This window comes from Streptomyces sp. NBC_01439 (assembly GCF_036227605.1).
GTDB lineage: Bacteria > Actinomycetota > Actinomycetes > Streptomycetales > Streptomycetaceae > Streptomyces.
The window spans coordinates 7,052,518-7,076,835 of the sequence record NZ_CP109487.1; the positions used below are offsets into that span (position 1 = coordinate 7,052,518).

24 protein-coding genes are annotated in these 24,318 nt (G+C 70.5%); 14 read left to right on the plus strand and 10 right to left on the minus strand.

The features are described from left to right. Window positions 1-123: 123 nt before the first annotated feature. Genes opcA through tkt form a run of 4 tightly spaced genes read right to left on the minus strand, consistent with a single transcriptional unit; the run spans window position 124 to window position 5,925 of the window. On the minus strand, window positions 124-1,155 hold the full coding sequence (gene opcA, locus OG207_RS32080) for a glucose-6-phosphate dehydrogenase assembly protein OpcA (protein ID WP_329103302.1): 1,032 nt from the start codon (window positions 1,153-1,155) through the stop codon (window positions 124-126). Beyond that, a complete protein-coding gene (zwf, locus tag OG207_RS32085; RefSeq protein WP_329103304.1) occupies window positions 1,152-2,678 on the minus strand; it encodes a glucose-6-phosphate dehydrogenase in 1,527 nt (508 codons plus the stop codon). The genes opcA and zwf overlap by 4 nt, the downstream gene beginning before the upstream one ends. 5 nt (window positions 2,679-2,683) lie before the next feature. Further along, window positions 2,684-3,802: a transaldolase gene (gene tal, locus OG207_RS32090; protein WP_329103306.1), complete on the minus strand. Its 1,119-nt coding sequence runs from the start codon at window positions 3,800-3,802 to the stop codon at window positions 2,684-2,686. Between the two features lie 35 nt (window positions 3,803-3,837). After that, on the minus strand, window positions 3,838-5,925 hold the full coding sequence (gene tkt, locus OG207_RS32095; RefSeq protein WP_329103308.1) for a transketolase: 2,088 nt from the start codon (window positions 5,923-5,925) through the stop codon (window positions 3,838-3,840). 325 nt (window positions 5,926-6,250) lie between these two features. On the opposite strand from tkt, the gene OG207_RS32100 reads away from it, so the two are divergent. The 3 genes from OG207_RS32100 (at window position 6,251) to OG207_RS32110 (ending at window position 8,801) form a co-directional block, all read left to right on the plus strand. Then, window positions 6,251-7,198, plus strand: a complete 948-nt coding sequence (locus tag OG207_RS32100) for a heme o synthase (RefSeq protein ID WP_329108049.1) — start codon at window positions 6,251-6,253, stop codon at window positions 7,196-7,198. 24 nt (window positions 7,199-7,222) lie between these two features. Beyond that, the gene (locus OG207_RS32105; RefSeq protein ID WP_329103310.1) at window positions 7,223-7,582 is read left to right on the plus strand and encodes a hypothetical protein; all 360 of its coding nucleotides are present in this window, start codon (window positions 7,223-7,225) and stop codon (window positions 7,580-7,582) included. Window positions 7,583-7,709: 127 nt separating this feature from the next. Then, the gene (locus tag OG207_RS32110) at window positions 7,710-8,801 is read left to right on the plus strand and encodes an amidohydrolase (RefSeq protein WP_329103312.1); all 1,092 of its coding nucleotides are present in this window, start codon (window positions 7,710-7,712) and stop codon (window positions 8,799-8,801) included. Here the strand turns inward: OG207_RS32110 and OG207_RS32115 are convergent. From OG207_RS32115 to OG207_RS32130, 4 genes are all read right to left on the minus strand, one after another. Next, complete coding sequence (locus OG207_RS32115; RefSeq protein WP_402694936.1) at window positions 8,798-9,766, minus strand: COX15/CtaA family protein; 969 nt, start codon at window positions 9,764-9,766, stop codon at window positions 8,798-8,800. The genes OG207_RS32110 and OG207_RS32115 overlap by 4 nt on opposite strands. 25 nt (window positions 9,767-9,791) lie before the next feature. Then, window positions 9,792-10,925, minus strand: a complete 1,134-nt coding sequence (locus OG207_RS32120) for a hypothetical protein (protein WP_329103316.1) — start codon at window positions 10,923-10,925, stop codon at window positions 9,792-9,794. Window positions 10,926-10,992: 67 nt separating this feature from the next. Further along, window positions 10,993-11,760: an ABC transporter permease gene (locus OG207_RS32125; RefSeq protein WP_329103318.1), complete on the minus strand. Its 768-nt coding sequence runs from the start codon at window positions 11,758-11,760 to the stop codon at window positions 10,993-10,995. Next, window positions 11,757-12,683, minus strand: a complete 927-nt coding sequence (locus tag OG207_RS32130) for an ABC transporter ATP-binding protein (protein WP_329103320.1) — start codon at window positions 12,681-12,683, stop codon at window positions 11,757-11,759. The genes OG207_RS32125 and OG207_RS32130 overlap by 4 nt, the downstream gene beginning before the upstream one ends. A gap of 412 nt (window positions 12,684-13,095) precedes the next feature. Between OG207_RS32130 and OG207_RS32135 the strand changes: the two genes are divergently transcribed. The 8 genes from OG207_RS32135 (at window position 13,096) to OG207_RS32170 (ending at window position 19,728) form a co-directional block, all read left to right on the plus strand. Continuing rightward, window positions 13,096-13,857, plus strand: a complete 762-nt coding sequence (locus OG207_RS32135; RefSeq protein ID WP_329103322.1) for a helix-turn-helix transcriptional regulator — start codon at window positions 13,096-13,098, stop codon at window positions 13,855-13,857. Then, a complete protein-coding gene (gene sufB, locus OG207_RS32140) occupies window positions 13,854-15,269 on the plus strand; it encodes a Fe-S cluster assembly protein SufB (RefSeq protein ID WP_329103324.1) in 1,416 nt (471 codons plus the stop codon). The genes OG207_RS32135 and sufB overlap by 4 nt, the downstream gene beginning before the upstream one ends. 71 nt (window positions 15,270-15,340) lie before the next feature. Continuing rightward, the gene (gene sufD / locus OG207_RS32145; RefSeq protein ID WP_329103326.1) at window positions 15,341-16,552 is read left to right on the plus strand and encodes a Fe-S cluster assembly protein SufD; all 1,212 of its coding nucleotides are present in this window, start codon (window positions 15,341-15,343) and stop codon (window positions 16,550-16,552) included. Continuing rightward, window positions 16,552-16,869, plus strand: coding sequence for a bifunctional 3-phenylpropionate/cinnamic acid dioxygenase ferredoxin subunit (locus OG207_RS32150; protein WP_030388907.1), 318 nt, complete (start codon window positions 16,552-16,554; stop codon window positions 16,867-16,869). The genes sufD and OG207_RS32150 overlap by 1 nt, the downstream gene beginning before the upstream one ends. Before the next feature lie 7 nt (window positions 16,870-16,876). After that, on the plus strand, window positions 16,877-17,650 hold the full coding sequence (gene sufC / locus OG207_RS32155) for a Fe-S cluster assembly ATPase SufC (protein WP_329103328.1): 774 nt from the start codon (window positions 16,877-16,879) through the stop codon (window positions 17,648-17,650). Beyond that, window positions 17,647-18,903 carry a cysteine desulfurase gene (locus OG207_RS32160; RefSeq protein WP_031149087.1) on the plus strand — a complete coding sequence of 419 codons (1,257 nt, stop codon included), beginning with the start codon at window positions 17,647-17,649 and terminating at the stop codon, window positions 18,901-18,903. Before sufC ends, OG207_RS32160 begins: the two co-directional genes overlap by 4 nt. A 22-nt stretch (window positions 18,904-18,925) precedes the next feature. After that, entirely contained in the window at window positions 18,926-19,387 is a 462-nt protein-coding gene (sufU, locus tag OG207_RS32165) for a Fe-S cluster assembly sulfur transfer protein SufU (RefSeq protein ID WP_150256905.1), read from the plus strand. Beyond that, complete coding sequence (locus tag OG207_RS32170; protein ID WP_030009139.1) at window positions 19,384-19,728, plus strand: metal-sulfur cluster assembly factor; 345 nt, start codon at window positions 19,384-19,386, stop codon at window positions 19,726-19,728. Before sufU ends, OG207_RS32170 begins: the two co-directional genes overlap by 4 nt. 89 nt (window positions 19,729-19,817) lie before the next feature. Here OG207_RS32170 and OG207_RS32175 read toward each other — a convergent pair whose 3' ends face one another. Then, window positions 19,818-20,906, minus strand: a complete 1,089-nt coding sequence (locus OG207_RS32175) for an oxidoreductase (protein WP_329103331.1) — start codon at window positions 20,904-20,906, stop codon at window positions 19,818-19,820. A 245-nt stretch (window positions 20,907-21,151) separates the two neighbouring features. Between OG207_RS32175 and OG207_RS32180 the strand changes: the two genes are divergently transcribed. Then, window positions 21,152-21,472 (plus strand): DMT family transporter, encoded by a 321-nt coding sequence (locus tag OG207_RS32180; RefSeq protein ID WP_030720338.1) that lies wholly within the window; start codon window positions 21,152-21,154, stop codon window positions 21,470-21,472. Further along, a complete protein-coding gene (locus OG207_RS32185) occupies window positions 21,472-22,023 on the plus strand; it encodes a TetR/AcrR family transcriptional regulator (RefSeq protein WP_329103333.1) in 552 nt (183 codons plus the stop codon). Before OG207_RS32180 ends, OG207_RS32185 begins: the two co-directional genes overlap by 1 nt. 71 nt (window positions 22,024-22,094) lie before the next feature. Here the strand turns inward: OG207_RS32185 and OG207_RS32190 are convergent, their stop codons facing one another. Continuing rightward, window positions 22,095-22,970, minus strand: coding sequence for a winged helix-turn-helix transcriptional regulator (locus OG207_RS32190; protein WP_329103335.1), 876 nt, complete (start codon window positions 22,968-22,970; stop codon window positions 22,095-22,097). A 94-nt stretch (window positions 22,971-23,064) separates the two neighbouring features. On the opposite strand from OG207_RS32190, the gene OG207_RS32195 reads away from it, so the two are divergent. Next, a complete protein-coding gene (locus OG207_RS32195; protein ID WP_329108051.1) occupies window positions 23,065-24,312 on the plus strand; it encodes an MFS transporter in 1,248 nt (415 codons plus the stop codon). The last annotated feature ends 6 nt before the right edge of the window (window positions 24,313-24,318 follow it).

Here is a 24,318-nt window from a genome sequence, read left to right on the forward strand (position 1 = left end):
GTCCTCAAACGCCGGACGGGCTGAAGATTCAGCCTCGCCGGCGATTGAGGCGCGGGGTCTGGGGCGGAGCCCCAGGAAACGGAGAAGGGGCGGGGTGGGGTCGGCTCCGCGCAGCGGCTCCGGCTACTTGGCTGCGTTCTTCTTCGACGGCTTGGCCGCCGGCTTCGAGGCCTCGGCCTTGGCCGGAGCATCGGCATCGGTCGCCGCCGGGGCCTCCGGCTCCGGGGCCGACGCCTCCAGCCTCGCCACGCCGAACTTCAGCGAGGCCTCGTACGTGTTGTCCGGGTCCAGCCGGCGCAGCTCCTCCGCCAGGAGCTCGGCCGTGTCGCGGCGCTTGAGCGCCACCGCACGGTCGGGCTGCCCCGGCATGCACAGCGTGGCCAGTGAGCCGTCCGCCCGGTCCAGGACGATGTCGCCGTCCTTGGTGGACAGGCGTACCGCCGTCAGGCCCGGGCCCGACGACAGCGTGCGCTTGACGGGTACCTGGAGCCGGTCAGCCAGCCACATGGCCAGCAGTTCGCAGCTCGGGTTCTCGTCCTCGCCCTCGACGGTCGCCGAGGCGACCGTCAGGGCCTGCTGGTCCAGTGCGGCCGCCAGCATGGAGCGCCACGGGGTGATCCGGGTCCACGACAGGTCTGTGTCCCCGGGGGCGTACGCCCCCGCACGGCCGCTGAGCGCCCTGATCGGGTCCTCGCAGGAGTACGTGTCCGTGATCCGGCGCTGTCCCAGTGCACCCAGCGGGTCGCCCGCCAGGTCCATGGGGGCACCGTCCGGCCACCAGACGACCACGGGGGCGTCGGGCAGGAGCAGCGGGAGAACCACCGACTGGGCGTGGTCGACCAGTTCGCCGTGAAGGCGGAGCACAACCGTTTCACCGCTGCCGGAGTCCGCCCCGACGCGGACTTCTGCGTCGAGCCGGGCGTCGCGGCGGCTGCGGGGCGAGCGGCTGGCCCGCTTGATGACGACGACGATCCGCGAGGGGTGTTCGTGGGACGCGTCGTTCGCCGACTTGAGCGCGTCGTACGCGTTCTCCTCGTCGGTCACGATCACCAGCGTGAGGACCATGCCGATGGCCGGCGTGCCGATGTCCCGGCGTGCCTGCACCATCGCGGCATTGATCTTGCTGGAGTTGGTCTCCGTGAGGTCGATCTTCATGGCCGGCGCCAGCTCCGTCCGTCTCGTGCGAGCATCTCGTCCGCCTCGACCGGCCCCCAGGTGCCCGACGGGTACTGCGCGGGCTTGCCGTGCTTGTCCCAGTACTCCTCGATCGGGTCGAGGATGTTCCAGGACAGTTCGACTTCCTGGTGGCGCGGGAAGAGGTTCGCGTCGCCGAGGAGCACGTCGAGGATGAGTCGCTCGTACGCTTCGGGGCTGGACTCCGTGAAGGACTCGCCGTAGGCGAAGTCCATCGTGACGTCCCGGACCTCCATGGAGGTGCCCGGGACCTTGGAGCCGAAGCGGACCGTCACGCCCTCGTCCGGCTGGACCCGGATGACTAGGGCGTTCTGCCCCAGCTCCTCGGTCGCGCCCGACTCGAACGGCAGGTACGGGGCCCGCTTGAAGACGACCGCGATCTCGGTCACCCGGCGGCCCAGGCGCTTGCCCGTCCGCAGGTAGAACGGGACGCCCGCCCAGCGGCGGTTGTTGATCTCCAGGCGGATGGCCGCGTAGGTGTCGGTCTTCGACTTGGGGTCGATGCCGTCCTCTTCGAGGTACCCGACGACCTTCTCGCCGCCCTGCCACGCCGCCGCGTACTGGCCGCGCACGGTGTGCTTGCCCAGGTCCTCCGGCAGCTGCACCGCGGTGAGCACCTTGAGCTTCTCGGCCACCAGCGCCTTGGGGTGGAAGGAGCCGGGCTCCTCCATCGCGGTCAGCGCGAGCAGTTGGAGCAGGTGGTTCTGGATGACGTCACGGGCGGCGCCGATGCCGTCGTAGTACCCGGCCCGGCCGCCGATGCCGATGTCCTCGGCCATGGTGATCTGCACGTGGTCGACGTACGACCGGTTCCAGATCGGCTCGAACATCGTGTTGGCGAAGCGGAGCGCCAGGATGTTCTGGACGGTCTCCTTGCCGAGGTAGTGGTCGATCCGGAAGACCTCGTCCCGCGGGAAGACCTCGTGGACGACCTTGTTGAGCTCCTCGGCGCTCTTCAGGTCGTGTCCGAAGGGCTTCTCGATGACGGCACGCCGCCAGGAGCCTTCCTTCTGCGCCAGCCCGTGGTCCTTGAGCTGCTGGACCACCTTGGGGAAGAACTTGGGCGGGACGGACAGGTAGAAGGCGAAGTTGCCGCCCGTGCCCTGCGCCTTGTCCAGCTCTTCTATGGTCGCCTTCAGCGTCTCGAAGGCGGCGTCGTCGCCGAAGTCGCCCGAGACGAAGCGGCAGCCCTGCACGAGCTGCTGCCACACTTCCTCGCGGAAGGGCGTCCGGGAGTGCTCCTTGACGGCGTCGTGGACCACCTGCGCGAAGTCCTCGTCCTGCCACTCGCGGCGGGCGAACCCGATCAGCGAGAAGCCCGGCGGAAGCAGGCCTCTGTTGGCCAGGTCGTAGACGGCAGGCATTAGCTTCTTGCGCGACAGGTCACCCGTAACGCCGAAAATGACCAGGCCGGACGGCCCCGCGATGCGCGGGAGCCGCCGGTCCTGTGCGTCACGAAGCGGGTTCGCTCCGTTTACAGACAAGGTGTTCAGGCCTCCGTGGGGGCAAGGCGCTCAAGCTCCGCCTCGGTCGACTTGAGCAGGTCGTTCCAGGACGCCTCGAACTTCTCGACGCCCTCGTCCTCGAGCAGCTGCACCACATCGTCGTACGAGATGCCCAGCTTCGCGACCGCGTCGAGCTCGGCGCGCGCCTGCTCGTAGGTGCCGCGCACGGTGTCGCCCGTGATCTGCCCGTGGTCGGCGGTGGCCTCCAGGGTGGCCTCCGGCATGGTGTTCACCGTGTTCGGGGCGACCAGGTCGTCCACGTACAGGGTGTCCTTGTACGCCGGGTCCTTGACGCCCGTCGAGGCCCACAGCGCACGCTGCTTGTTGGCGCCGAGACGCTCCAGGGCGACCCAGCGGTCGCTGGCGAAGACCTCCTCGTAGGCCTCGTAGGCCAGACGGGCGTTGGCGAGCGCCGCCTTGCCCTTGAGGGCCTTCGCCTCGTCGGTGCCGACCGCGTCCAGGCGCTTGTCGATCTCCGAGTCCACGCGGGACACGAAGAAGGAGGCGACCGAGTGGATCAGAGAGAGGTCCAGGCCGGCGGCCTTGGCCTTCTCCAGACCCGCCAGGTACGCGTCCATGACCTCGCGGTAGCGCTCCAGCGAGAAGATCAGCGTGACGTTGACGCTGATGCCCTTGCCGATGACCTCGGTGATCGCCGGCAGGCCGGCCTTGGTCGCCGGGATCTTGATGAGCGTGTTCGGGCGGTCCACCAGCCAGGCAAGCTGCTTGGCCTCGGCGATGGTCGCCGGGGTGTTGTGCGCCAGGCGCGGGTCGACCTCGATCGACACCCGGCCGTCCTGGCCGTCGGTGCGGTCGTAGACCGGGCGCAGGATGTCGGCGGCGTCCCTGACGTCCGCCGTCGTGATCATGCGCAGGGCCTCTTCCACGGTGACCTTGCGGGTCGCGAGGTCGGTGAGCTGCTGCTCGTAGCCCTCGCCGCCGCTGATGGCCTTCTGGAAGATCGCCGGGTTGGTGGTGACACCGACCACGTGCGACTGGTCGATGAGCTCGGCCAGGTTGCCGGACGTGATGCGCTTGCGGGACAGGTCGTCCAGCCAGATCGCGACGCCTTCGTCGGAGAGGCGCTTGAGTGCGTCTGTCATGGGATTACATCTCCTACTTGGGTTGCGTACCGGCGTCAGCGCGCGGCGGCGGCGATGGATTCCTGGGCGGCGGCCGCCACGTTCTCGGCGGTGAAGCCGAACTCGCGGAAGAGCACCTTCGCGTCCGCCGAGGCACCGAAGTGCTCCAGCGAGACGATCCGGCCTGCGTTACCGACGTAGCGGTGCCAGGTCAGGCCGATGCCCGCCTCGACCGCGACGCGGGCCTTCACCGACGGCGGCAGGACGCTGTCCTTGTACTCCTGGTCCTGCTCCTCGAACCACTCGACCGACGGCATCGAGACGACCCGGGTGGGGACGCCCTGGGCCTGGAGCTGCTCACGGGCCTCGACGGCCAGGTGAACCTCGGAGCCGGTACCGATGAGGAGGACCTGCGCCGGGCCGCCCTCGGCCTCGAACAGGACGTACCCGCCCTTGGCGGCGGCCTCGTTGCGCTCGTAGGTCGGCACGCCCTGGCGGGTCAGCGCGAGGCCGTGCGGGGCACCCTTGCCGAAGACCTTGGTGTGTCGGCGCAGGATCTCGCGCCAGGCGATGGCGGTCTCGTTGGCGTCGGCCGGGCGGACGACGTTCAGGCCCGGGATGGCGCGCAGCGAGGCGAGGTGCTCGACCGGCTGGTGGGTCGGGCCGTCCTCGCCCAGACCGATGGAGTCGTGCGTCCACACGTACGTCACCGGCAGGTGCATGAGCGCGGAGAGGCGGACGGCGTTGCGCATGTAGTCGGAGAACACCAGGAAGGTGCCGCCGTAGATGCGGGTGTGGCCGTGCAGCGCGATGCCATTCATGGACGCGGCCATGGCGTGCTCGCGGATGCCGAAGTGGATGGTGCGGCCGTACGGGTCGGCCTCCGGCAGCGGGTTCCCCACCGGCAGGAACGAGGAGTCCTTGTCGATGGTGGTGTTGTTGGAGCCGGCCAGGTCGGCCGAGCCGCCCCACAGCTCCGGGATGACCGCGCCCAGCGCGCCGAGGACCTTGCCGGAGGCGGCGCGGGTGGCGACGCCCTTGCCTGCCTCGAAGACGGGGAGCTCGTCCTCCCAGCCCGCGGGCAGCTCGTTGGCGTTGATGCGGTCGAACTCGGCGGCGCGCTCCGGGTTGGCGGTGCGCCAGGCGGAGAACTCCTTCTCCCACTCGGCCTTGGCCTCGCGGCCGCGGTCGCCGAGGGCGCGGGTGTGGGCGATGACCTCGTCGGAGACCTCGAAGGTCTGCTCCGGGTCGAAGCCGAGCACGCGCTTGGTGGCCGCGACCTCGTCGTCGCCGAGCGCCGAGCCGTGGGCGGCCTCGGTGTTCTGGGCGTGCGGGGCGGGCCAGGCGATGATCGAGCGGGCCGCGATGAAGGACGGCCGGCCGGTCTCGGCCTTGGCGGCCTGGAGGGCGGCGAACAGCGCCTTCGGGTCGAGGTCGCCGTTCTCCTGCTGCTCGACGCGCTGGACGTGCCAGCCGTACGCCTCGTAGCGCTTCAGGGTGTCCTCGGAGACGGCCGTCTCCGTGTCGCCCTCGATGGAGATGTGGTTGTCGTCCCACAGCAGGACGAGGTTGCCGAGCTTCTGGTGGCCGGCCAGCGCGGACGCCTCGTGGGAGATGCCCTCCTGGAGGCAGCCGTCGCCCGCGATCGCGTAGACCATGTGGTCGAACGGGGAGGCGCCCTGGGCGGCCTCCGGGTCGAACAGGCCGCGCTCGTAGCGGGCGGCCATGGCCATGCCCACCGCGTTGGCGATGCCCTGGCCGAGGGGACCGGTGGTGGTCTCCACGCCGGCCGTGTGGCCGTACTCCGGGTGGCCGGGGGTCTTCGAGCCCCAGGTGCGGAACGCCTTCAGGTCGTCCAGCTCCAGCCCGAACCCGCCCAGGTACAGCTGGGTGTAGAGGGTCAGGGACGAGTGCCCCGCGGAGAGCACGAAACGGTCGCGGCCCACCCACTCGGGGTCCGCCGGGTCGTGTCGCATCACCTTCTGGAAGAGGGTGTACGCGGCGGGGGCCAGGCTCATCGCCGTACCGGGGTGGCCGTTCCCGACTCTCTGGACCGCATCAGCGGCCAGGATGCGGGCGGTGTCGACGGCCCGCTGGTCCAGTTCGGTCCACTCGAGCTCTGTGGTGGTCGGCTTGGTGCTCACCGTGAGTCAGGGCTCCTCTCCACATGTTTGTATCCCGGTGACGAACGGTGCACCGGCGATTCTGAGCCTACCCCCGCAACGGCGTGCAGCTATTCGAGTGCAGGCGGTCCGTCACCGCGCCGCCGCCGCTCGTTCACCCGCACACCGGCGTCCGGCGGGGCCCGTCCCCCGTATGTATGCACGGCCCGATCGGCTCAACACGAGGCGACCCCGGCGCGGGGCGACGTAAGTGCAACGTCTACAGTGGCGTGGTACGCGCAAGCCCCAACCGGGCCTTCATGTCGTGAATGGTCCGAGTCGGAGCTTGCTGGATTCTCTCTCAGGGGTGTGCGTGACGGCCGTCGAATCCCGTCCAGCGGGGGTGCTCGGGACGAGCCCCGGTCACCGGCCGCTCGGGACCCGCGTCATGGCTTTCGTGGCATTGACCAAGCCGCGGATCATCGAACTTCTGCTGATCACCACAGTGCCGGTGATGTTCCTGGCAGAGCAGGGCGTTCCGTCGCTGCAGCTGGTTCTGGTGACCTGCTTCGGCGGCTACTTGTCCGCGGGCGGCGCCAACGCGCTGAACATGTACATCGACCGCGACATCGACGCGCTGATGGACCGGACCTCGCAGCGCCCGCTGGTGACCGGCATGGTCAGCCCGCGGGAGTGCCTGGCCTTCGGCCTCACCCTCGCGGTCGTCTCCACCCTCTTCTTCGGCCTGCTCGTCAACTGGCTGTCGGCGGCGCTGTCGCTCGGCGCGCTCCTCTTCTACGTCGTGATCTACACGATGCTGCTGAAGCGGCGCACCGCGCAGAACATCGTCTGGGGCGGCATCGCGGGCTGCATGCCGGTACTGATCGGCTGGTCGGCCGTCAAGAACGAGGTCTCCTGGGCCGCGGTCATCCTCTTCCTCGTCATCTTCTTCTGGACGCCGCCGCACTACTGGCCGCTGTCGATGAAGGTCAAGGACGACTACGCGCGGGCCGGCGTGCCGATGCTCCCGGTCGTGGCGGGCAACAAGGTCGTGTCGCGCCAGATCGTCCTCTACAGCTGGGTGATGGTGGCGGTCTCGCTGCTGCTGACCCCGCTGGAGTACACCGGCTGGTTCTACACCTCGGTCGCGCTGGCGGCGGGTGGCTGGTGGCTGTGGGAGGCGCACGCACTGCACGCGCGGGCCAAGGCGGGCGTCACGGGCGCGAAGCTCAAGGAGATGCGCCTGTTCCACTGGTCCATCACCTACGTGTCGCTGCTGTTCGTGGCGGTGGCCGTGGATCCCTTCCTCCGTTGATTACTCGCCGGTAGCATGACTTCCATGGGAGACACCGCAGACACGGCGGCCGCCGCAGGCGCCGCGGACAAGAAGCAGGACCGTAAGGCCGCGAAGCTGGCCAAGCAGATCGGCGCGTTCGCCAAGCAGCACGGCGGCGTCGAGGGCCAGCTCGCCCACATCGGCCAGGCCGGCACCCGGATCGTGCTCGTGGGTACGGACGGCGGCTGGGGCGACCTGGTCGCCCCCAGCTTCGAGGTGGCCCAGCTGGCCGCGGAGAAGGCCGCGCTGACCCTCCACGACGAGTTCGACGGAGAGTTCGCAGCGCGCGTGCGCACGGGCCCGTACGAGTGGACGCGGATGGCCGGCATCCAGATCGGCGGACCCGAGAACCCGGCGGCCTGACCCCGGGAGAACGTCCGGGGGACCCGGGAGTGCCGTCTCGGTCAACAGCCCGAGCAACACCTCACACCCCGCTCACCCGTTAGGACGTGTGGAAGCCCCTTCCTCACGTCCGCAACGGGATGACCGGATGATCGAAACGCCGCCCCTGGTGGACCAGTACTGCCACGGAGTACTCCGTACGGAGCTGGGCCTGGGCACCTTCGAGGCCCAATTGGTGCGTTCGGCCGGCCCGCCCGCCGCGGGCACCACCTCCTTCGACACGCAGACCGGCTTCGCGGTGCGCCGCTGGTGCCCACCGCTGCTGGGGCTGGAGCCGCACGCCACCCCCGCCCGCTATCTGGCGCGGCGGCGCGAGCTGGGCGTGGCGGAGACCACCCGGCGGTTGCTGACGGGATCCGGAGTGGCCGCCTACCTGGTCGACACCGGGGTGCCCGGAGACCTCACCGGGCCCAAGGAACTGGCGCTCGCCGGGGACGCCGAAGCCTTCGAGTCGGTCCGGCTGGAGTTGCTGGCCGAGCAGGTCGCCGACACGTCCGGCACGGTGGGCTCCTTCCTCGCCAATCTCGCCGGGGCGGTCCACCACGCAGCCACCGGGGCCGCGGCCTTCACCTGTGCCACGGCCTTCACCCGCGGGGACACCCCGGCCGTCGAACCCGAGCCGCCCGGTCCCGGCGCCGTGCGCGGTGCGGCCGGCAGGTGGCTGGCCCGGCGGCCGCGGGGCGGAGCCGTGCGGGACCCCGTGCTCCTGGCCCACCTGTTGTGGAGCGCGGTGGCGTCGGGGCGGCCGCTCCAGCTGCACACGGACGAGGCCGACCCCGCCGCGCTGACCGGGTTCGTACGGGCCACCGCGGGCCTCGGGACGCGCCTGGTGCTGCTCGGCGGATATCCGCACCACCGCCGCACCGCCCAGCTCGCGGCGGCCTTCCCGCACGTCTACGCCGATACGGGCGCGGCGCTCGGGCGGACCGGGGCGCGGGCCGCGGCGGTCCTGGCGGAGCTGCTGGAGACCGCGCCGTTCGGCAAGGTGCTGTTCTCCAGCGGTGGCCGGCAGCTGCCCGAACTGCACGCGGTGGGAGCCCTGGTGTTCCGCGAGGCGCTGGGCCGGGTGCTGGGCGGCTGGGCGGCCGAGGGTTCCTGGTCCTGGCGGGACGCGGAACGGGTGGCCGCCCTGGTGGCGGCCGGCAACGCCCGCCGCGTCTACCGCCTGGATCGTGCTTAGGCCGCGGAGAGCTGCGGGTCGGCCTGGGCGGGGATCTCCGCCTGTTCGACGGGCCGCTCGCGCAGGCTCAGCGCGACCCGGACCACGGCGATCCACACCAGGCAGGAGCCGAGCATGTGGGCGCCGACCAGGACCTCGGGGACCTGGGTGGCGTACTGCACGTAGCCGATCGCGCCCTGGGCGAGCAGGACGATCAGCAGGTCGCGGGCGCGGGCCCGGGTGTCGGCGGGAGCGTCGACGACGCGCAGGACCAGCCACATCGCGATGCCGAGCGCGCACACCAGCCAGGCGGCGGCGGCGTGCACGTGGACGGTGGTGTCCCAGTCGAAGGGCATGCGCTTGATCTCGCTGCTGTCACCGGCGTGCGGACCGGAGCCGGTCACGACGGTGCCCGCCGCGATCAGTACGAGGGTGGTCGCGAGCAACGCCCACGACAGCTTGCGCACCGGGCCGGGCACGCGCGGCCGGGGGGCGCCGTCGCCCTCGCGGGTGCGCTGCCAGGTGACCGTCGTCACCGCGATCAGGGCGGTGGCGAGGAGGAAGTGTCCGGCCACGCTGTACGGGTTGAGTCCGGTGCGGACGGTGATCCCACCGAGCACGGCGTTCGACATCACGACTGCGAACTGGACCCAGCCGAGCTTCGTCAGGGAGTGCCGCCAGGGCTTGGCCGAGCGGGCGGCGACGATCCCCCAGCCGACCGCCGCGCTGAGCACGTAGGTCAGCATCCGGTTGCCGAATTCGATGATGCCGTGGAAGCCCTGCTCCTGCGTCACGATCAGACTGTCGTCGGTGCACTTGGGCCAGGTGTCGCAGCCGAGGCCGGACCCGGTCAGCCGTACCGCGCCGCCGGTGACGACGATGGCCACGCTCATGACGAGTGCGGCGAGTGCGGCCCGCTGGACGATCCGGGGTGACGGGGTCCAGCGGCTGGCGATGTGGGCGAGGGGGTTCAGCACGCCCCATATCGTAGGCGACCACTTGTGTAAAGTTTCACGAGGGGGTGGCCAGGGGGGCGTCCGGGCCGACGGCCAGCCGGTACTTCGCCCCCGCGGGGTCGCCCTCCTCCTGCCACCACAGGAGGAGGCGCCAATGGGCAGCGGCGCCCGGGTGGTCCGTCGAGGCGACGAACCCCCGCAGTAACTCGCCCGCTACGTCCTTCGCCGTCCTGTTCCTTACTTCTGTGGTGCTGTGCCAGGGATGTTCCAATGCGCTCCACAGGCCGTCGGGCCCGCGCACCTCGAAGCGCCACACCGCGAGCCAGGGGGTGACCTCCAGCATCGTGCGCACCTGCTCGACGTCGAGACCCAGCCCGGTCGCGATCCCCGGCTCCGCCACCCCCTGGATGCGGGCGGCCACCACGGCCCGGGGCAGCAGCCGCTCGGGCAGCAGCCCCTGCGTGCGCAGGCTGACCAGCGAGCCGAAGGTCAGGAAGCGCAGCCGCAGTTCCAGCTGGCGGCCGATGTGGTCGAGGGCCTCCTCCGCCTCCCCGGACTCCTCCGTGGCCGGGTCCCCGAGCAACAGCTGCCGGAAGTCGGACTCGGCGGCCACGGCCCAGGCCACGGCCTCCTCGGCGAACCCCAGCTCGGCGAGGCGGTCCCCGAGGAACACCTTGGCCTGGGCCAGACCCAGCCGGTTGACCGGATCCCGCTGGTCCAGGCCCGCCCACACCTCCACCGCGGTCCGGGTCAGATCGCGGGCGCGTTCACCGGCCGCGCGCTCCATGGCGCTCGGCCCCGTTCCCGCGGCCGGGCCCAGCGGGTGCTTGGGCAGCCGGGCCCCGTCGCTGAGCGGCCAGGACAGCCAGACCCCGTGGTTGATCAGCCCGCGGGCGTACCAGCGGGCGAATTCGGGGGAGTGTCCGGCCGCGCGCTCGGAGCTGCGCAGCCCCTCCTCGATCGTGGCGAGGGCGCTGGCGCGGTCTCCCGCGGCGAACCGCGCGGCGGCCCGATCGGCGAGGCGCAGCCCGAGCAGTGCGGTGCACCGAGGGTCGTCCGTGAACGGGCGCAGTGCGCCGATCAGCTCGTCGAGGAGCCGGTCGCGCTCCCCGGGCTCCGTGTGCTCCGCCCCCGACCGCACCCGTGTCCATTGATCGTCCAGCCGTAGAACGGCTTCCCGCTGCACCATGTCCGCCCCCCGGCTTCATGTGTGAGGGGCCCATCCTCGCGGCATCGCCGCCGCGAGGGGAAGGATTTCATTCCCAGCGGAAGAGCCGCGCGGCGGCGCCCAGACCGAGTACGGCCCAGCCCGCCAGTACGGCCGCGTCGCCCCACGGGAGCGAAGCACCGTGCTGGAGCACCTCGCGCAGCCCGTCGGACAGGGCCGAGATGGGCAGCAGCCCGAGGACCGACCGCACGGCGTCGGGGAACTTCTCCAGCGGCACGATCACCCCGCCGCCGACCAGCAGCAGCAGGAAGACCAGGTTGGCGGCGGCCAGGGTCATCTCGGCCTTGAGGGTGCCCGCCATCAGCAGCCCGAGGCCGGAGAAGGCGGCGGTGCCCAGCAGGATCAGCGCGGCCACCGACAGCGGGTCGCCCTGCGGTGACCAGCCCAGCGCGAGGGCGATCACCGTCAGCAGGGCGATCTGCAGTACCTCGGTGACCAGCACCGACAGGGTCTTGGCGGCCATCAGGGCCCAGCGGGGCAGCGGGGAGGCCCCGAGCCGCTTGAGGACCCCGTAGCGGCGGTCGAAGCCGGTGGCGATGGCCTGGCCGGTGAAGGCGGTGGACATCACGGCGAGCGCCAGGATCCCGGGCGCGAGGAAGTCCACGGACCTCTCGGTGCCGGTGTCCACGATGTCGACCGCGGAGAAGAGGGTCAGCAGCAACGCCGGGATGATCACGGTGAGCAGCAGCTGCTCCCCGTTGCGCAGCAGCATCCGGGTCTCCAGCGCCGTCTGCGCGAGGATCATGCGGGACACGGGCGCGGCCCCCGGGCGGGGGGCGAACGTACCGGCGCTCATGCGCGCAGCTCCTTGCCTGTCAGTTCGAGGAAGACGTCCTCGAGGGTGTGCCGCTCGACCGTGAGGCTGCTCGGCATCACGCCGTGCTGCGCGCACCAGGAGGCGACGGTGGCCAGCAGCTGCGGGTGGACGTCGCCGGTGACCCGGTAGACGCCCGGGGTGAGCTCGGCGGCCTCGGTGCCGTCGGGCAGCGCCTTCAGGAGCGAGGCGAGGTCGAGGGCGGGGCGGCCGGTGAAGCGCAGGGTGTTCTCGGCGCCGCCGCGGCACAGCTGCTCGGGGCTGCCGTGGACGATGACCTTGCCCGCGTCCACGATGGCGACCTCGTCGGCGAGCTGCTCGGCCTCGTCCATGTGGTGGGTGGTGAGGACGACGGTGACCCCGTCGGTGCGCAGCTCCCGTACGAGGTCCCAGGTCGCGCGGCGGGCCTGCGGGTCCAGGCCGGCGGTGGGTTCGTCGAGGAAGACCAGCTCGGGGCGGCCCACCACGGCCATGGCCAGGGCCAGGCGCTGCTGCTGGCCGCCGGAGAGCCGGCGGTAGGGGGTGCGGCCGCAACCGCCGAGGCCGAGGCGTTCCACCAGGGTGTCGACGTCGAGCGGGTCGGCGTAGAGCTTGGCCATGTGGCGGAGCATCTCGACGGCGCGGGCTCCGGAGTAGACGCCTCCGGACTGCAGCATCACGCCGATCCGCGGGCGCAGGGCCTCGGCCTGGGCGACCGGGTCGAGGCCGAGGACGCGGACGGTGCCGGCGTCCGGGCGGAGGTAGCCCTCGCAGGTCTCCACCGTGGTCGTCTTGCCCGCGCCGTTGGGACCGAGGACAGCGGTGACGGAGCCGCTCCGGACGGTGAGGTCCAGGCCGTCCACCGCGGTCTTGGCGCCGTACCGCTTCACCAGTCCGCGGATCTCCACGGCGGGGTCGTTGCTCATGGGGGGTGAGTCTACGGAGCCGGGGGAGGGGCCGTGGGTCCCGGGGTCAGGGCCCCCGTCGCCCCCTCCGGATCCCCCTTCGCCTTCGGTTCCTCCCCGGTTCGTCTCCGGAGATTCGAACGTCGCGTCGCGAATGCGGTTCTTTTCAGTCGGTCGGTCCTGGAAGCGTCGGCATGTTTCAGTGATCTTTTCCGGAGGTCGGCTTTCGCGGTGCCGGGGAGCCGTCGCGGGTGCAGATGCGCTGGTGGGGGGCGGTGTGTGGGCTCATCGAGGGCGTCCGGGAAGATAGCGGAATACCTTCATCCGAATAACTCTCCGTCGATAAATAAGGTAACCCTTAGTGATGGAGGCCACCAGGGGTGGCGTTCATCACGGCTTGTCGCCGCTCGGTTAATTACGCAACAATGGCGTTGTGAAATACGGCGAACGGCAGATCGACACCCCCCAGGGGGAGCTCGGCACCGGGGAGCGGTCAACCCGCAACCGGGTGGCGCGCTCGATCCTGGACCACGGTCCGTCCACCGTCGCCGACCTCGCCCAGCGCCTCGGCCTCACCCAGGCCGCCGTCCGCCGCCACCTCGACACGCTCGTCACCGACGACGTGGTCGAACCCCGTGAGCAGCGTGTGTACGGCGCGCGCACCCGGGGTCGGCCCGCCAAGGTCTTCGCGCTCACCGACTGCGGCCGCGACGCCTTCGACCAGTCCTACGACACGCTCGCCGCGGACGCCCTGCGCTGGATCGCGCAGTCGGTCGGCGGCGGCGAACAGGGCGAGGTGGCCGTCGCCGCCTTCGCCAAGTCGCGGATGGAAGCGCAGGCGCGGGCCTACCGGGAGGCCGTCGAGGCCGCCGCCCCGCAGGAGCGCACGGAGGCCCTTGCCAGGGCGTTGACCGTGGACGGGTACGCTGCTACGGCGAAGAGCGCTCCAGGTCCGCACAGCGGTGAACAGCTCTGCCAGCACCACTGCCCGGTCGCACACGTCGCCGAGCAGTTCCCGCAGCTCTGCGAGGCGGAGACCGAGGTCTTCTCCCGTCTGCTGGGGACCCATGTGCAGCGCCTCGCCACGATCGCCCATGGCGACGGGGTGTGCACGACGTTCATTCCGCGTGGCGCGAGCACCACACAGACCGACACATCAGTATCTGCAAGTACGGCCGGGAGGAACCCCGCATGACCACGGAGATCGCTCACCCTGAGCTCGATGGCCTGGGCACTTACGAATACGGCTGGGCCGACTCCGACGCGGCCGGTGCCGCTGCCAAGCGGGGTCTGTCCGAAGATGTCGTCCGCGACATCTCGGCGAAGAAGTCCGAGCCGGAGTGGATGCTCAAGCTCCGCCTCAAGGGCCTGAAGCTGTTCGACAAGAAGCCCATGCCGAACTGGGGTTCCGACCTCTCGGGCATCGACTTCGACAACATCAAGTACTTTGTGCGTTCCACCGAGAAGCAGGCCGCTTCGTGGGAGGACCTGCCCGAGGACATCAAGAACACGTACGACAAGCTCGGCATCCCGGAGGCGGAGAAGCAGCGCCTCGTCGCCGGTGTCGCGGCCCAGTACGAGTCCGAGGTCGTCTACCACCAGATCCGCGAGGACCTGGAGGAGCAGGGCGTCATCTTCCTCGACACGGACACCGCGCTCAAGGAGCACCCGGAGCTCTTCCAGGAGTACTTCGGCACGGTCATCCCGGTGGGCGACAACAAGTTCGCGTCGCTGAACACCGCGGTGTGGTCCGGCGGCTCCTTCATCTACGTCCCCAAGGGTGTCCACGTGGACATCCCGCTCCAGGCCTACTTCCGCATCAACACGGAGAACATGGGCCAGTTCGAGCGGACGCTGATCATCGTCGACGAGGACGCCTACGTCCACTACGTCGAGGGCTGCACGGCCCCGATCTACTCCTCGGACTCGCTGCACAGCGCCGTGGTCGAGATCATCGTCAAGAAGGGCGGCCGCTGCCGCTACACGACGATCCAGAACTGGTCGAACAACGTCTACAACCTGGTCACCAAGCGCGCCGTGGCGTACGAGGGCGCGACCATGGAGTGGATCGACGGCAACATCGGTTCCAAGGTCACCATGAAGTACCCGGCCGTCTACCTGATGGGCGAGCACGCCAAGGGCGAGACCCTGTCCATCGCCTTCGCGGGCGAGGGCCAGCACCAGGACGCCGGCTCCAAGATGGTCCACATGGCGCCGAACACCTCCTCGAACATCGTCTCCAAGTCGGTGGCCCGAGGCGGCGGCCGCACCTCTTACCGAGGTCTGGTCGAGATCGGCGAGGGCGCTGCCGGCTCGAAGTCCAACGTGCTCTGCGACGCACTGCTCGTGGACACCATCTCCCGCTCGGACACGTACCCGTACGTGGACGTCCGCGAGGACGACGTGACCATGGGCCACGAGGCCACCGTCTCCAAGGTCTCCGACGACCAGCTCTTCTACCTGATGCAGCGCGGCCTCACCGAGTTCGAGGCCATGGCCATGATCGTGCGCGGCTTCGTCGAGCCGATCGCGAAGGAGCTGCCGATGGAGTACGCGCTGGAGCTCAACCGGCTGATCGAGCTGCAGATGGAGGGTTCGGTCGGCTAGTCCGGCCCCGCCCCGCAGCACATTCACAGACGTAGACGTGTTCTTTTAAGAGAGCGAGCAAGACGACAGCCATGGCTGAGGCTCAGAACGCCCCCAAGAACCTGACGGTTCAGGGCGGTACCCCCGCGGCGGGCTCCACCACCGCCGGCGCGATCGCGGTGGCCGCCGAGTCCACCGTCGCCACCCGGATGAGTGCGCCCCCGTCCTTCGACGTGGCCGACTTCCCGGTCCCGCACGGCCGCGAGGAGGAGTGGCGGTTCACCCCGCTCGCCCGCCTCAAGGGCCTGCACGACGGCACCGCTGTCGCGGACGGCACCATGAAGGCCCAGATCGACGCGCCCGAGGGCGTCACGGTGGAGTCCGTGGAGCGCGGCGACGAGCGGATCGGCAAGGCCGGCACCCCCGTCGACCGGGTCGCGGCCCAGGCCTTCTCCTCCTTCGCCAAGGCCACGGTCGTCACCGTGCCCAAGGAGACCGTGCTCGCCGAGCCGATCCGGGTCGCCCTGCACGGCGAGGGCGGCACGACCTTCGGGCACACCGTCTTCGACATCAAGCCGTTCGCCGAGGCGATCATCGTGATCGACCACACCGGTGACGGCGTGCGCGCCGCCAACGTCGACGTCCTCGTCGGCGACGGCGCCAAGGTGACCTTCGTGTCCGTCCAGGACTGGGACGACACCGCGGTCCACACCTCGCAGCACAACGCCCTGATCGGCCGCGACGCCAGCTTCAAGTCCGTGGTCATCACCTTCGGCGGCGACCTGGTCCGTCTGCACCCGCGCGTCACCTACGCGGGCCCCGGCGGCGAGAGCGAGATGCTCGGCCTGTACTTCACGGACGCCGGCCAGCACCAGGAGCACCGCCTCCTGGTGACGCACGACGCCCCGCACTGCAAGTCGAACGTGGTCTACAAGGGCGCGCTCCAGGGCCAGGACGCCCACGCCGTCTGGATCGGTGACGTGCTCATCGAGAAGACCGCCGAGGGCACCGACACCTACGAGATGAACCGCAACCTCGTCCTCACGGACGGCGCGCGGGTCGACTCGGTGCCGAACCTGGAGATCGAGACCGGCGAGATCGTCGGTGCCGGCCACGCCTCCGCGACCGGCCGCTTCGACGACGAGCAGCTCTTCTACCTGCAGGCCCGTGGCATCCCGGCCGACGAGGCCCGCCGTCTGGTCGTCCGCGGCTTCTTCGCGGAGCTCGTCCAGCAGATCGGTGTCGACGACATCGAGGAGCGTCTGCTCGCCAAGATCGAGACCGAGCTCCAGGGTTCCGTCTGATGAATTACGTCAAGGCCTGCGCGCTCAGCGAGCTGGAGGAGGACACCCCGAAGCGGGTGGAACTCGACGGCACGCCGGTCTCCATCGTCTCCACCGAGGGGGAGGTGTTCGCGATCAACGACATCTGCTCGCACGCGAACGTCTCGCTCTCGGAGGGCGAGGTCGAAGACTGCATGATCGAGTGCTGGCTGCACGGGTCGGCCTTCGACCTGCGCACCGGCAAGCCCTCGGGTCTGCCCGCGACGCGCCCCGTACCCGTATACCCCGTCAAGATCGAAGGGGACGACGTGCTCGTCTCCCTCACCCAGGAGTCCTGAGGTATCCATGGCAACGCTTGAAATCCACGACCTGCACGTCTCCGTCGAGACCGGCGACTCGGCGAGTGGCTCCCGCGAGATCCTCAAGGGCGTCGACCTCACCGTCAAGCAGGGTGAGACGCACGCCATCATGGGTCCGAACGGCTCCGGCAAGTCCACCCTGGCGTACTCGCTCGCCGGTCACCCGAAGTACACCATCACCGGTGGCACCGTGACCCTCGACGGCGAGGACGTCCTCGAGATGTCCGTCGACGAGCGCGCCCGCGCCGGCCTCTTCCTCGCCATGCAGTACCCGGTCGAGGTCCCCGGCGTCTCGGTCTCCAACTTCCTGCGCACCTCCGCCACCGCCATCCGCGGTGAGGCCCCCAAGCTGCGCACCTGGGTGAAGGAGGTCAAGTCCGCGATGGAGCAGCTCCAGATGGACCCGGCCTTCGCCGAGCGCAACGTCAACGAGGGCTTCTCCGGCGGCGAGAAGAAGCGCCACGAGATCCTTCAGCTGGAGCTCCTCAAGCCGAAGATCGCGATCCTCGACGAGACCGACTCCGGCCTCGACGTCGACGCGCTGCGGATCGTCTCCGAGGGCGTCAACCGCGTCCGCGAGACCGGTGAGGTCGGCACCCTGCTGATCACCCACTACACGCGCATCCTGCGCTACATCAAGCCCGACTTCGTGCACGTGTTCGCGAACGGCCGCATCGCCGAGTCCGGTGGCGCCGAGCTCGCCGACCAGCTGGAGGCCGAGGGCTACGACAAGTACGTGAAGGGTGGCGCGACCGCGTGACACAGCTGCCTGGCCTCCTCGACATCGAGGCGATCCGCAAGGACTTCCCCCTGCTGGATCGTGTGGTCCACGACGGGAAGAAGATCGTTTACCTGGACAACGCGGCGACCTCGCAGAAGCCGCGCCAGGTGCTCGACGCGCTGAACGAGTACTACGAGCAGCACAACGCCAACGTCCACCGTGGCGTGCACGTGCTCGCCGAGGAGGCCACGGCGCTGTACGAGGGCGCCCGCGACAAGGTCGCCGCCTTCATCAACGCACCGAGCCGCGACGAGGTGATCTTCACCAAGAACGCCTCCGAGTCGCTCAACCTGGTCGCGAACATGCTCGGTTGGGCGGACGAGCCCTACCGGGTCGACCGCGAGACCGAGATCGCCATCACGGAGATGGAGCACCACTCCAACATCGTGCCGTGGCAGCTGCTGGCGCAGCGCACCGGCGCGAAGCTGAAGTGGTTCGGCCTCACCGACGACGGCCGGCTCGACCTGTCCAACATCGAAGAGGTCATCACGGAGAAGACGAAGATCGTCTCCTTCACGCTGGTCTCCAACATCATGGGCACGGTCAACCCGGTCGAGGCGATCGTCCGGCGCGCCCAGGACGTCGGCGCACTCGTACTGATCGACGCCTCCCAGGCCGCCCCGCACATGCCGCTGGACGTGCAGGCGCTCGGCGCCGACTTCGTGGCCTTCACCGGCCACAAGATGTGCGGCCCGACCGGCATCGGCGTCCTCTGGGGCCGCCAGGAGCTCCTGGAGGACCTGCCTCCGTTCCTCGGCGGCGGCGAGATGATCGAGACCGTGTCGATGCACGCCTCGACCTACGCCCCGGCACCCCACAAGTTCGAGGCGGGTACGCCCCCGATCGCCCAGGCCGTCGGCCTCGGCGCGGCCGTGGACTACCTGACCGCGATCGGCATGGACAAGATCGCAGCGCACGAGCACGCGATCACCGAGTACGCGATCAAGCGCCTCGCAGAGGTGCCCGACCTGCGGATCATCGGCCCCACCACGGCCGAGGACCGCGGCGCCGCGATCTCCTTCGTCCTGGGTGACATCCACCCGCACGACGTCGGTCAGGTACTGGACGAGCAGGGCATCGCGGTCCGCGTGGGACACCACTGCGCGCGCCCCGTCTGCCTGCGCTACGGAATTCCTGCGACGACGCGAGCGTCTTTCTACCTGTACTCCTCTCCGGCCGATGTCGATGCGCTGATCGACGGGCTGGAGCACGTACGGAACTTCTTCGGCTGACGGACGAGGCGACGAGGGCGCAGTGAAGCTGGATTCGATGTACCAGGAACTGATCCTGGACCACTACAAGCACCCGCACGGGCGCGGCCTGCGCGACGGCGACGCCGAGGTGCACCACGTCAACCCGACGTGCGGTGACGAGATCACGCTGCGCGTGAAGTACGACGGCGAGACGTTGACCGACGTCTCCTACGAGGGCCAGGGCTGCTCCATCAGCCAGGCCAGCGCGTCCGTACTGAACGAGCTGCTCGTGGGCAAGGAACTGGCCGAGGCGCAGAAGATCCAGGCAGTCTTCCTGGAGATGATGCAGTCCAAGGGCAAGATCGAGCCCGACGAGGCCATGGAGGAGGTGCTGGAGGACGCGGTCGCGTTCGTCGGCGTCTCGAAGTACCCGGCTCGTGTGAAGTGTGCTCTGCTGAGCTGGATGGCGTGGAAGGACGCGACGGCCCAGGCTCTGGGCGGCGCGGAGAGGGAGACGGCATGACCGAGAACGCGACGCCCGAGGCGTCGATCAAGCCGGCCACCGAGGAGGAGGTCCGCGAGGCCCTCTACGACGTGGTCGACCCCGAGCTGGGCATCGACGTCGTCAACCTGGGCCTGATCTACGGCATCCACATCGACGACGCGAACATCGCCACCCTCGACATGACCCTGACCTCGGCGGCCTGCCCGCTGACGGACGTCATCGAGGACCAGGCGAAGTCGGCGACGGACGGCATCGTCAGCGAACTTCGCATCAACTGGGTCTGGATGCCGCCGTGGGGCCCGGACAAGATCACGGACGACGGCCGCGAGCAGCTCCGCGCGCTCGGCTTCAACGTCTGAGCCGTCGTGAACGAGGAAGGGCCCCCGGCATCGTGCCGGGGGCCCTTCCTCGTGTGGTCCGGCCGGGACCGGAGGCTTCGTCCGGCTGCTCAGGTGTCCGCCTGACCGTTCGGCCGCGGGTCCGGATGGGCCGGGTGCGTGTCCGCGGGTGCGGGTCCGGGTGCCGGTGCGGGGGCGGCCGTGGGGACGGTGCCGGGGGTCTGCGCGGCGGCCTCGGCGAGGATGGCGGAGGCGAGGTCCTCACGCCGGATCCGCTGGTCCACGTAGAGCAGATCGTTGACCAGCTGGGTGTACCCGGTCTGGAACATCTGGCTCACGCCGCCGCCGACCAGCAGGCACGCGAAGCAGAACACGAGGCCGACGATCGTGCCTGCCGACGGGGTGGCTCCCTCGCCCCCCTCGACCATGAGCGGGAGCATCCCGAACATGCCGATGAGCTGGAAGGGCATCTGGATCAGGTAGGCGACGCTCATCCCGATCATGCTGCCGACCAGGGAGATGCCGAAGATCCGCCACCACTGGCCCTTGACCAGTGCGGCCGAGCGGCGCAGCGCGATGACCGGGCCGGCCTCCTCCATGACCGCCGCGGCGGGGGCGAGGCTGAGCCGGGTGCCGAGCCACACGGCCACCGGCAGGGCGAGCAGCATGAGCACGGGCAGGAGGAGCATCGCCCCGGGTGACGGGTCGCCGCCGGAGGTGGAGGCGATCATCACCGGGATCCACACCGCGAGGGCGGCGAGCACCGGGGCGCCGGCGATCAGCCCCGTGAGCGCCAGCGCGCCCAGGACGGCGGGCGTCCGCCGCAGGGCCGTGTCCCACATCGCGCGGAAGGTCGTGGGCCGGCCCCTGACCGCCTCGCGGAGGACCGCCGGGCACAGGGCGGTGAGCATCGCCATGCCCAGCAGCCCCACGGCGAGCAGCAGCACGAACAGCGTGACCGCCGCGACGAGGAACGGTGTGAGGTGCTCGGCCGACGGGGGCCGGCCGTAGGGCGGGTCGAGAACCGGCTCGATGTGGTCGTACACCGCGGCGACGGCGATGCCCGCCAGCAGGGCCATGGCCAGCAGGCAGATGCCCTGCACGGCCAGCATCACGCCGAGCAGCTGCTTCCAGTGGCGGCCGAGCGTGGCGAACGAGGCGCTCACGATGTCCCCGAGGCCCAGGGGCCGCAGGGGCATCACCCCGGGCTGCGGCGGGGGCGGCGGAGCCCATCCTCCCCACTGCGGCGTGCCACCCGGGCCTCCTGGCCATCTTGACCCCGGTGCCCCCGTGGATCCCCACCCTGCGCTCTGCGTCATGCGTCCGCTCCGTCTGCTCGTTCCCCCATGGAACGCACACCGTATCCCAGCATGTCAGGGGCATGACGGGCCATATCCGGTTCGCTTGTGTACGCGCGTACGCATTGATGTGTACAGTTGTACGCATGCCTTACGTCATGCTTGCCGCGGCCATTGCCGCAGAGGTCGCCGGAACCACCGCCATGAAGTACAGCGACGGCTTCACGAAGCTGTGGCCGTCGCTGGGCACACTGCTGGGCTATGCCATCGCCTTCACCCTGCTCGCGCAGACGCTGAAGTCGATGTCGGTCGGCACGGCGTACGCCATATGGGCGGGCGTCGGCACCGCCGCGATCGCCGCCATAGGCATGGTGTTCCTGGGGGAGGCGGCCACCGCCGCCAAGATCGCCGGCATCGCCCTGGTGATCGGCGGCGTGGTCCTGCTGAACCTCGGCGGGGCCCACTGATGAGCCCCGGTGTGCGGCGCTACGACCCGGACCGGCGGCAGCGGATCGTCGACGCGGCGCTGCGGGTGGTCGGAGATCGGGGCATCGCGGGGCTGACCCACCGCAGCGTCGCCGCGGAGGCCGACGTGCCGCTCGGGTCGACGACGTACCACTTCAAGACGCTGGACGACCTGCTGGTCGCCGCCCTGCGCCAGGCCAACGAGGGCTTCGCCCAGGCGGTGGCGCGCTCGGCCGCGCTGGCCGACCCCGACGCGGACCTCGCCGGGGTCCTGGCCCGCCTGCTCGGGGAGTTCCTGGCGGGGGACCGGGGCCGGGTCGAGCTGGAGTACGAGCTCTACCTCGCGGCCCTGCGCCGCCCGGCACTGCGACCAGTGGCGGCGCAGTGGTGCGAGGCGGTGTCTGCGGCGCTGACCCCGCGGACCGATCCGGTGACCGCGCGGGCGCTGGTGGCGGCCATGGACGGGATCGGCTTGCAGGCCCTGCTGACGGGGGCCGCGTACGACGAGGAGTACGCCCGCGAGGTCCTGGGGCGGGTGCTGCGGCCGTCGTAGGCGCGCCGTTGCCGTTCGGCTCCTCCGAATGCCCGAGCTCGGCCCGGCTGTCCGGCCCCGGCCCGGCCCGTTCAGCCCGCGGAGCGTACCGCCGCGAGAGCGGTCTGCACGCTCGCCTCGATGTCCTGGATCGGGTAGATCACCTCGCGGACCGTGCGGTCGCGGTCGATGACGAGCGTCAGCCGCTTGATCCGGCTCGTGCCCGCCGCGCGGAACGTCGGAAGGCGCAGCGCGGCCGTCAGCGCCAGATCCGCGTCCGACAGGAGCGGGAACCGCAGCCGCTCCTGCTCCGCGAACTCCCGCTGCTCGTCCGGGCGCTGGGTCGACACCCCGTGCACGGTGGCGCCGGCCGCGGTGAATTCCGCGAGCTGGTCGCGGTAGGTGCACGACTCGAACGTGCAGCCCCGGGCACCCGGGATCCCGGCCCAGCCGGGCGGGTAGGACTCGGCGCGCGCGTACGCACCCGGGAAGCAGTACAGGACCGTGAACGGGGTGTCCGCCACCGGGTCGCTCAGCTCGCCGAAACGGTCCGGCAGCAGCAGCGGGGGCACCTGCGCGCCGCGCAGCGCGTGCACGCGTTCCGCCTCGCGCGAGGCCTCGTCGGTCGTCGCCGTCATCTCTCCCTCTCCCAGGACCCAGGTGTCTCCCCAGTCCTGGAGGGCCACCAGGACGGGCAGTAGCCCCCGCCCGCGCGGGGTCAGCCGGTACTCGTGCCGCACCGGGCGTTCCTGGTACGGCTCGCGCGACAGCACCCCGGCCTCGACGAGCAGTTTCAGCCGTTCCGCCAGCACCTTGCGGGACATCCCCAACTCGCGCTGGAGCTCGTCGAAGCGGTGCAGACCCCGCGCGGCGTCCCGCACGATCAGCAGCGTCCACCAGTCGCCCACCACATCGAGGGCCTGGGCGATGGCGCAGTCCGCGTCGCCGAGGTGTGTGCGCTGGGCCATGGGAACTCCTTCGTCCGTTGACCCAAGGCTGCCATGCTGACATAGTCCGTTCCCAAAGGGAACTTACTCATGGGATCAGGGGGACACAGGTGTGCTGCAGGGGTTCAAGGACATACCGAGGGTCGTGTGGCTGCTGGCTGCGGGGGGCTTCGTCAACGCCGTCGTCAGCTTCACGTTCGTCTTCGTCTTCCTCTACCTGACCGGCCCGCGCGAACTCGGCGCCGCCCAGGCGGGCCTCGTCACCGGAATCGCGGGCATCGGCCTGGTCGCCGGCAATTTCACCGGCGGCTGGTACGGCGACCGCTTCGGCCACCGCCGGGTGCTCCTCGCCGCATCCGCCCTCGGGGGTTTGGTGCTCGTGGCCCTCCCCCTGCTCCCGCTGCCGCTCCTCTACGCGGCCCTGCCCGTGGCCCAGTACGCCTCCGGCGTGGTCCGGGCCGCCAACTCCGCGCTCGTCGCGGTCACCGTCCCGGAGGGAGCCCGCCGCCAGGCCTTCGCCCTCGTGCGCTGCGCCTCCAACGGCGGATTCACCCTCGGGCCGCCGCTGGGTGCCCTGATCGCCACCGGCCTCTCCTACGACTGGCTCTTCGTCGGCGACGGCGTCGGCACGCTCGTCTTCGCCCTCTGGACCGCGCGGGTCGTCCCGGCCCGCGGCGCTCCCCGCTCACTCGCCGCGGCCCAGGACGGGGGTCCGGGCCGCGGCGAACGGGGCCTGTGGCACGAACTGCGCGCCCGCCCCACCGTGCTGGTGCTGCTCGGCGCGATCCTGGTGACCGACGTCGTCTACCGCCAGCAGTACTCCACCTTCGCCGTCTTCCTCGGCGAGCACGGCCTGGACGCCCGCGCCTTCGGGCTCGTCATCGCCCTGAACGGAGGGGTGATCCTGCTGCTGGAACTGCCCGCCGCCGTCGCCCTGCGCGAGCGGCCGGCCCTGCCCGTCATCGGCACCGGCATGCTGCTCGTCGGGGCCGCCTACGCGGCGCTGCTGTTCGGGGCCGGGGTCGCGAGCGCCGTGGCGATGATGGTCCTGCTGAGCCTCGGGGAGATCCTCTACAAGACCACCGCCACCGCCCACATGGCCGACCAGGCACCCGAGCACGCCATCGGGCGGTTCCAGAGCCTGTACGCGGGCGTCTCGGTCAGCGGGGTCGTCCTCGGCCCACCGCTCGGCGGAGCCCTGTACTCGGCGGCGCCATGGCTGCTGTGGCCGCTCTGCGCGGTGCTGGCGGCAGGGGCGGGCGCGGCGCTGCTGGGGGCGCACGCCCGCCAGGCCCGGCACGCGGCGCGACCCGCACGACCGGCACATGAGACCGGTTCGCAACCGAAGGCCGTCGCCGGTTAGGTTTCG

Coding starts and splice junctions, on each gene's coding strand:
- opcA (WP_329103302.1), bottom strand. CDS start 1,155: ATGAAGATCGACCTCACGGAGACCAACTCCAGCAAGATCAATGCCGCG.
- tal (WP_329103306.1), bottom strand. CDS start 3,802: ATGACAGACGCACTCAAGCGCCTCTCCGACGAAGGCGTCGCGATCTGG.
- OG207_RS32105 (WP_329103310.1), top strand. CDS start 7,223: ATGGGAGACACCGCAGACACGGCGGCCGCCGCAGGCGCCGCGGACAAG.
- OG207_RS32110 (WP_329103312.1), top strand. CDS start 7,710: ATGATCGAAACGCCGCCCCTGGTGGACCAGTACTGCCACGGAGTACTC.
- OG207_RS32120 (WP_329103316.1), bottom strand. CDS start 10,925: ATGGTGCAGCGGGAAGCCGTTCTACGGCTGGACGATCAATGGACACGG.
- OG207_RS32125 (WP_329103318.1), bottom strand. CDS start 11,760: ATGAGCGCCGGTACGTTCGCCCCCCGCCCGGGGGCCGCGCCCGTGTCC.
- OG207_RS32130 (WP_329103320.1), bottom strand. CDS start 12,683: ATGAGCAACGACCCCGCCGTGGAGATCCGCGGACTGGTGAAGCGGTAC.
- sufB (WP_329103324.1), top strand. CDS start 13,854: ATGACCACGGAGATCGCTCACCCTGAGCTCGATGGCCTGGGCACTTAC.
- sufD (WP_329103326.1), top strand. CDS start 15,341: ATGGCTGAGGCTCAGAACGCCCCCAAGAACCTGACGGTTCAGGGCGGT.
- OG207_RS32150 (WP_030388907.1), top strand. CDS start 16,552: ATGAATTACGTCAAGGCCTGCGCGCTCAGCGAGCTGGAGGAGGACACC.
- sufC (WP_329103328.1), top strand. CDS start 16,877: ATGGCAACGCTTGAAATCCACGACCTGCACGTCTCCGTCGAGACCGGC.
- OG207_RS32170 (WP_030009139.1), top strand. CDS start 19,384: ATGACCGAGAACGCGACGCCCGAGGCGTCGATCAAGCCGGCCACCGAG.
- OG207_RS32175 (WP_329103331.1), bottom strand. CDS start 20,906: ATGCCCCTGCGGCCCCTGGGCCTCGGGGACATCGTGAGCGCCTCGTTC.
- OG207_RS32180 (WP_030720338.1), top strand. CDS start 21,152: ATGCCTTACGTCATGCTTGCCGCGGCCATTGCCGCAGAGGTCGCCGGA.
- OG207_RS32185 (WP_329103333.1), top strand. CDS start 21,472: ATGAGCCCCGGTGTGCGGCGCTACGACCCGGACCGGCGGCAGCGGATC.
- OG207_RS32190 (WP_329103335.1), bottom strand. CDS start 22,970: ATGGCCCAGCGCACACACCTCGGCGACGCGGACTGCGCCATCGCCCAG.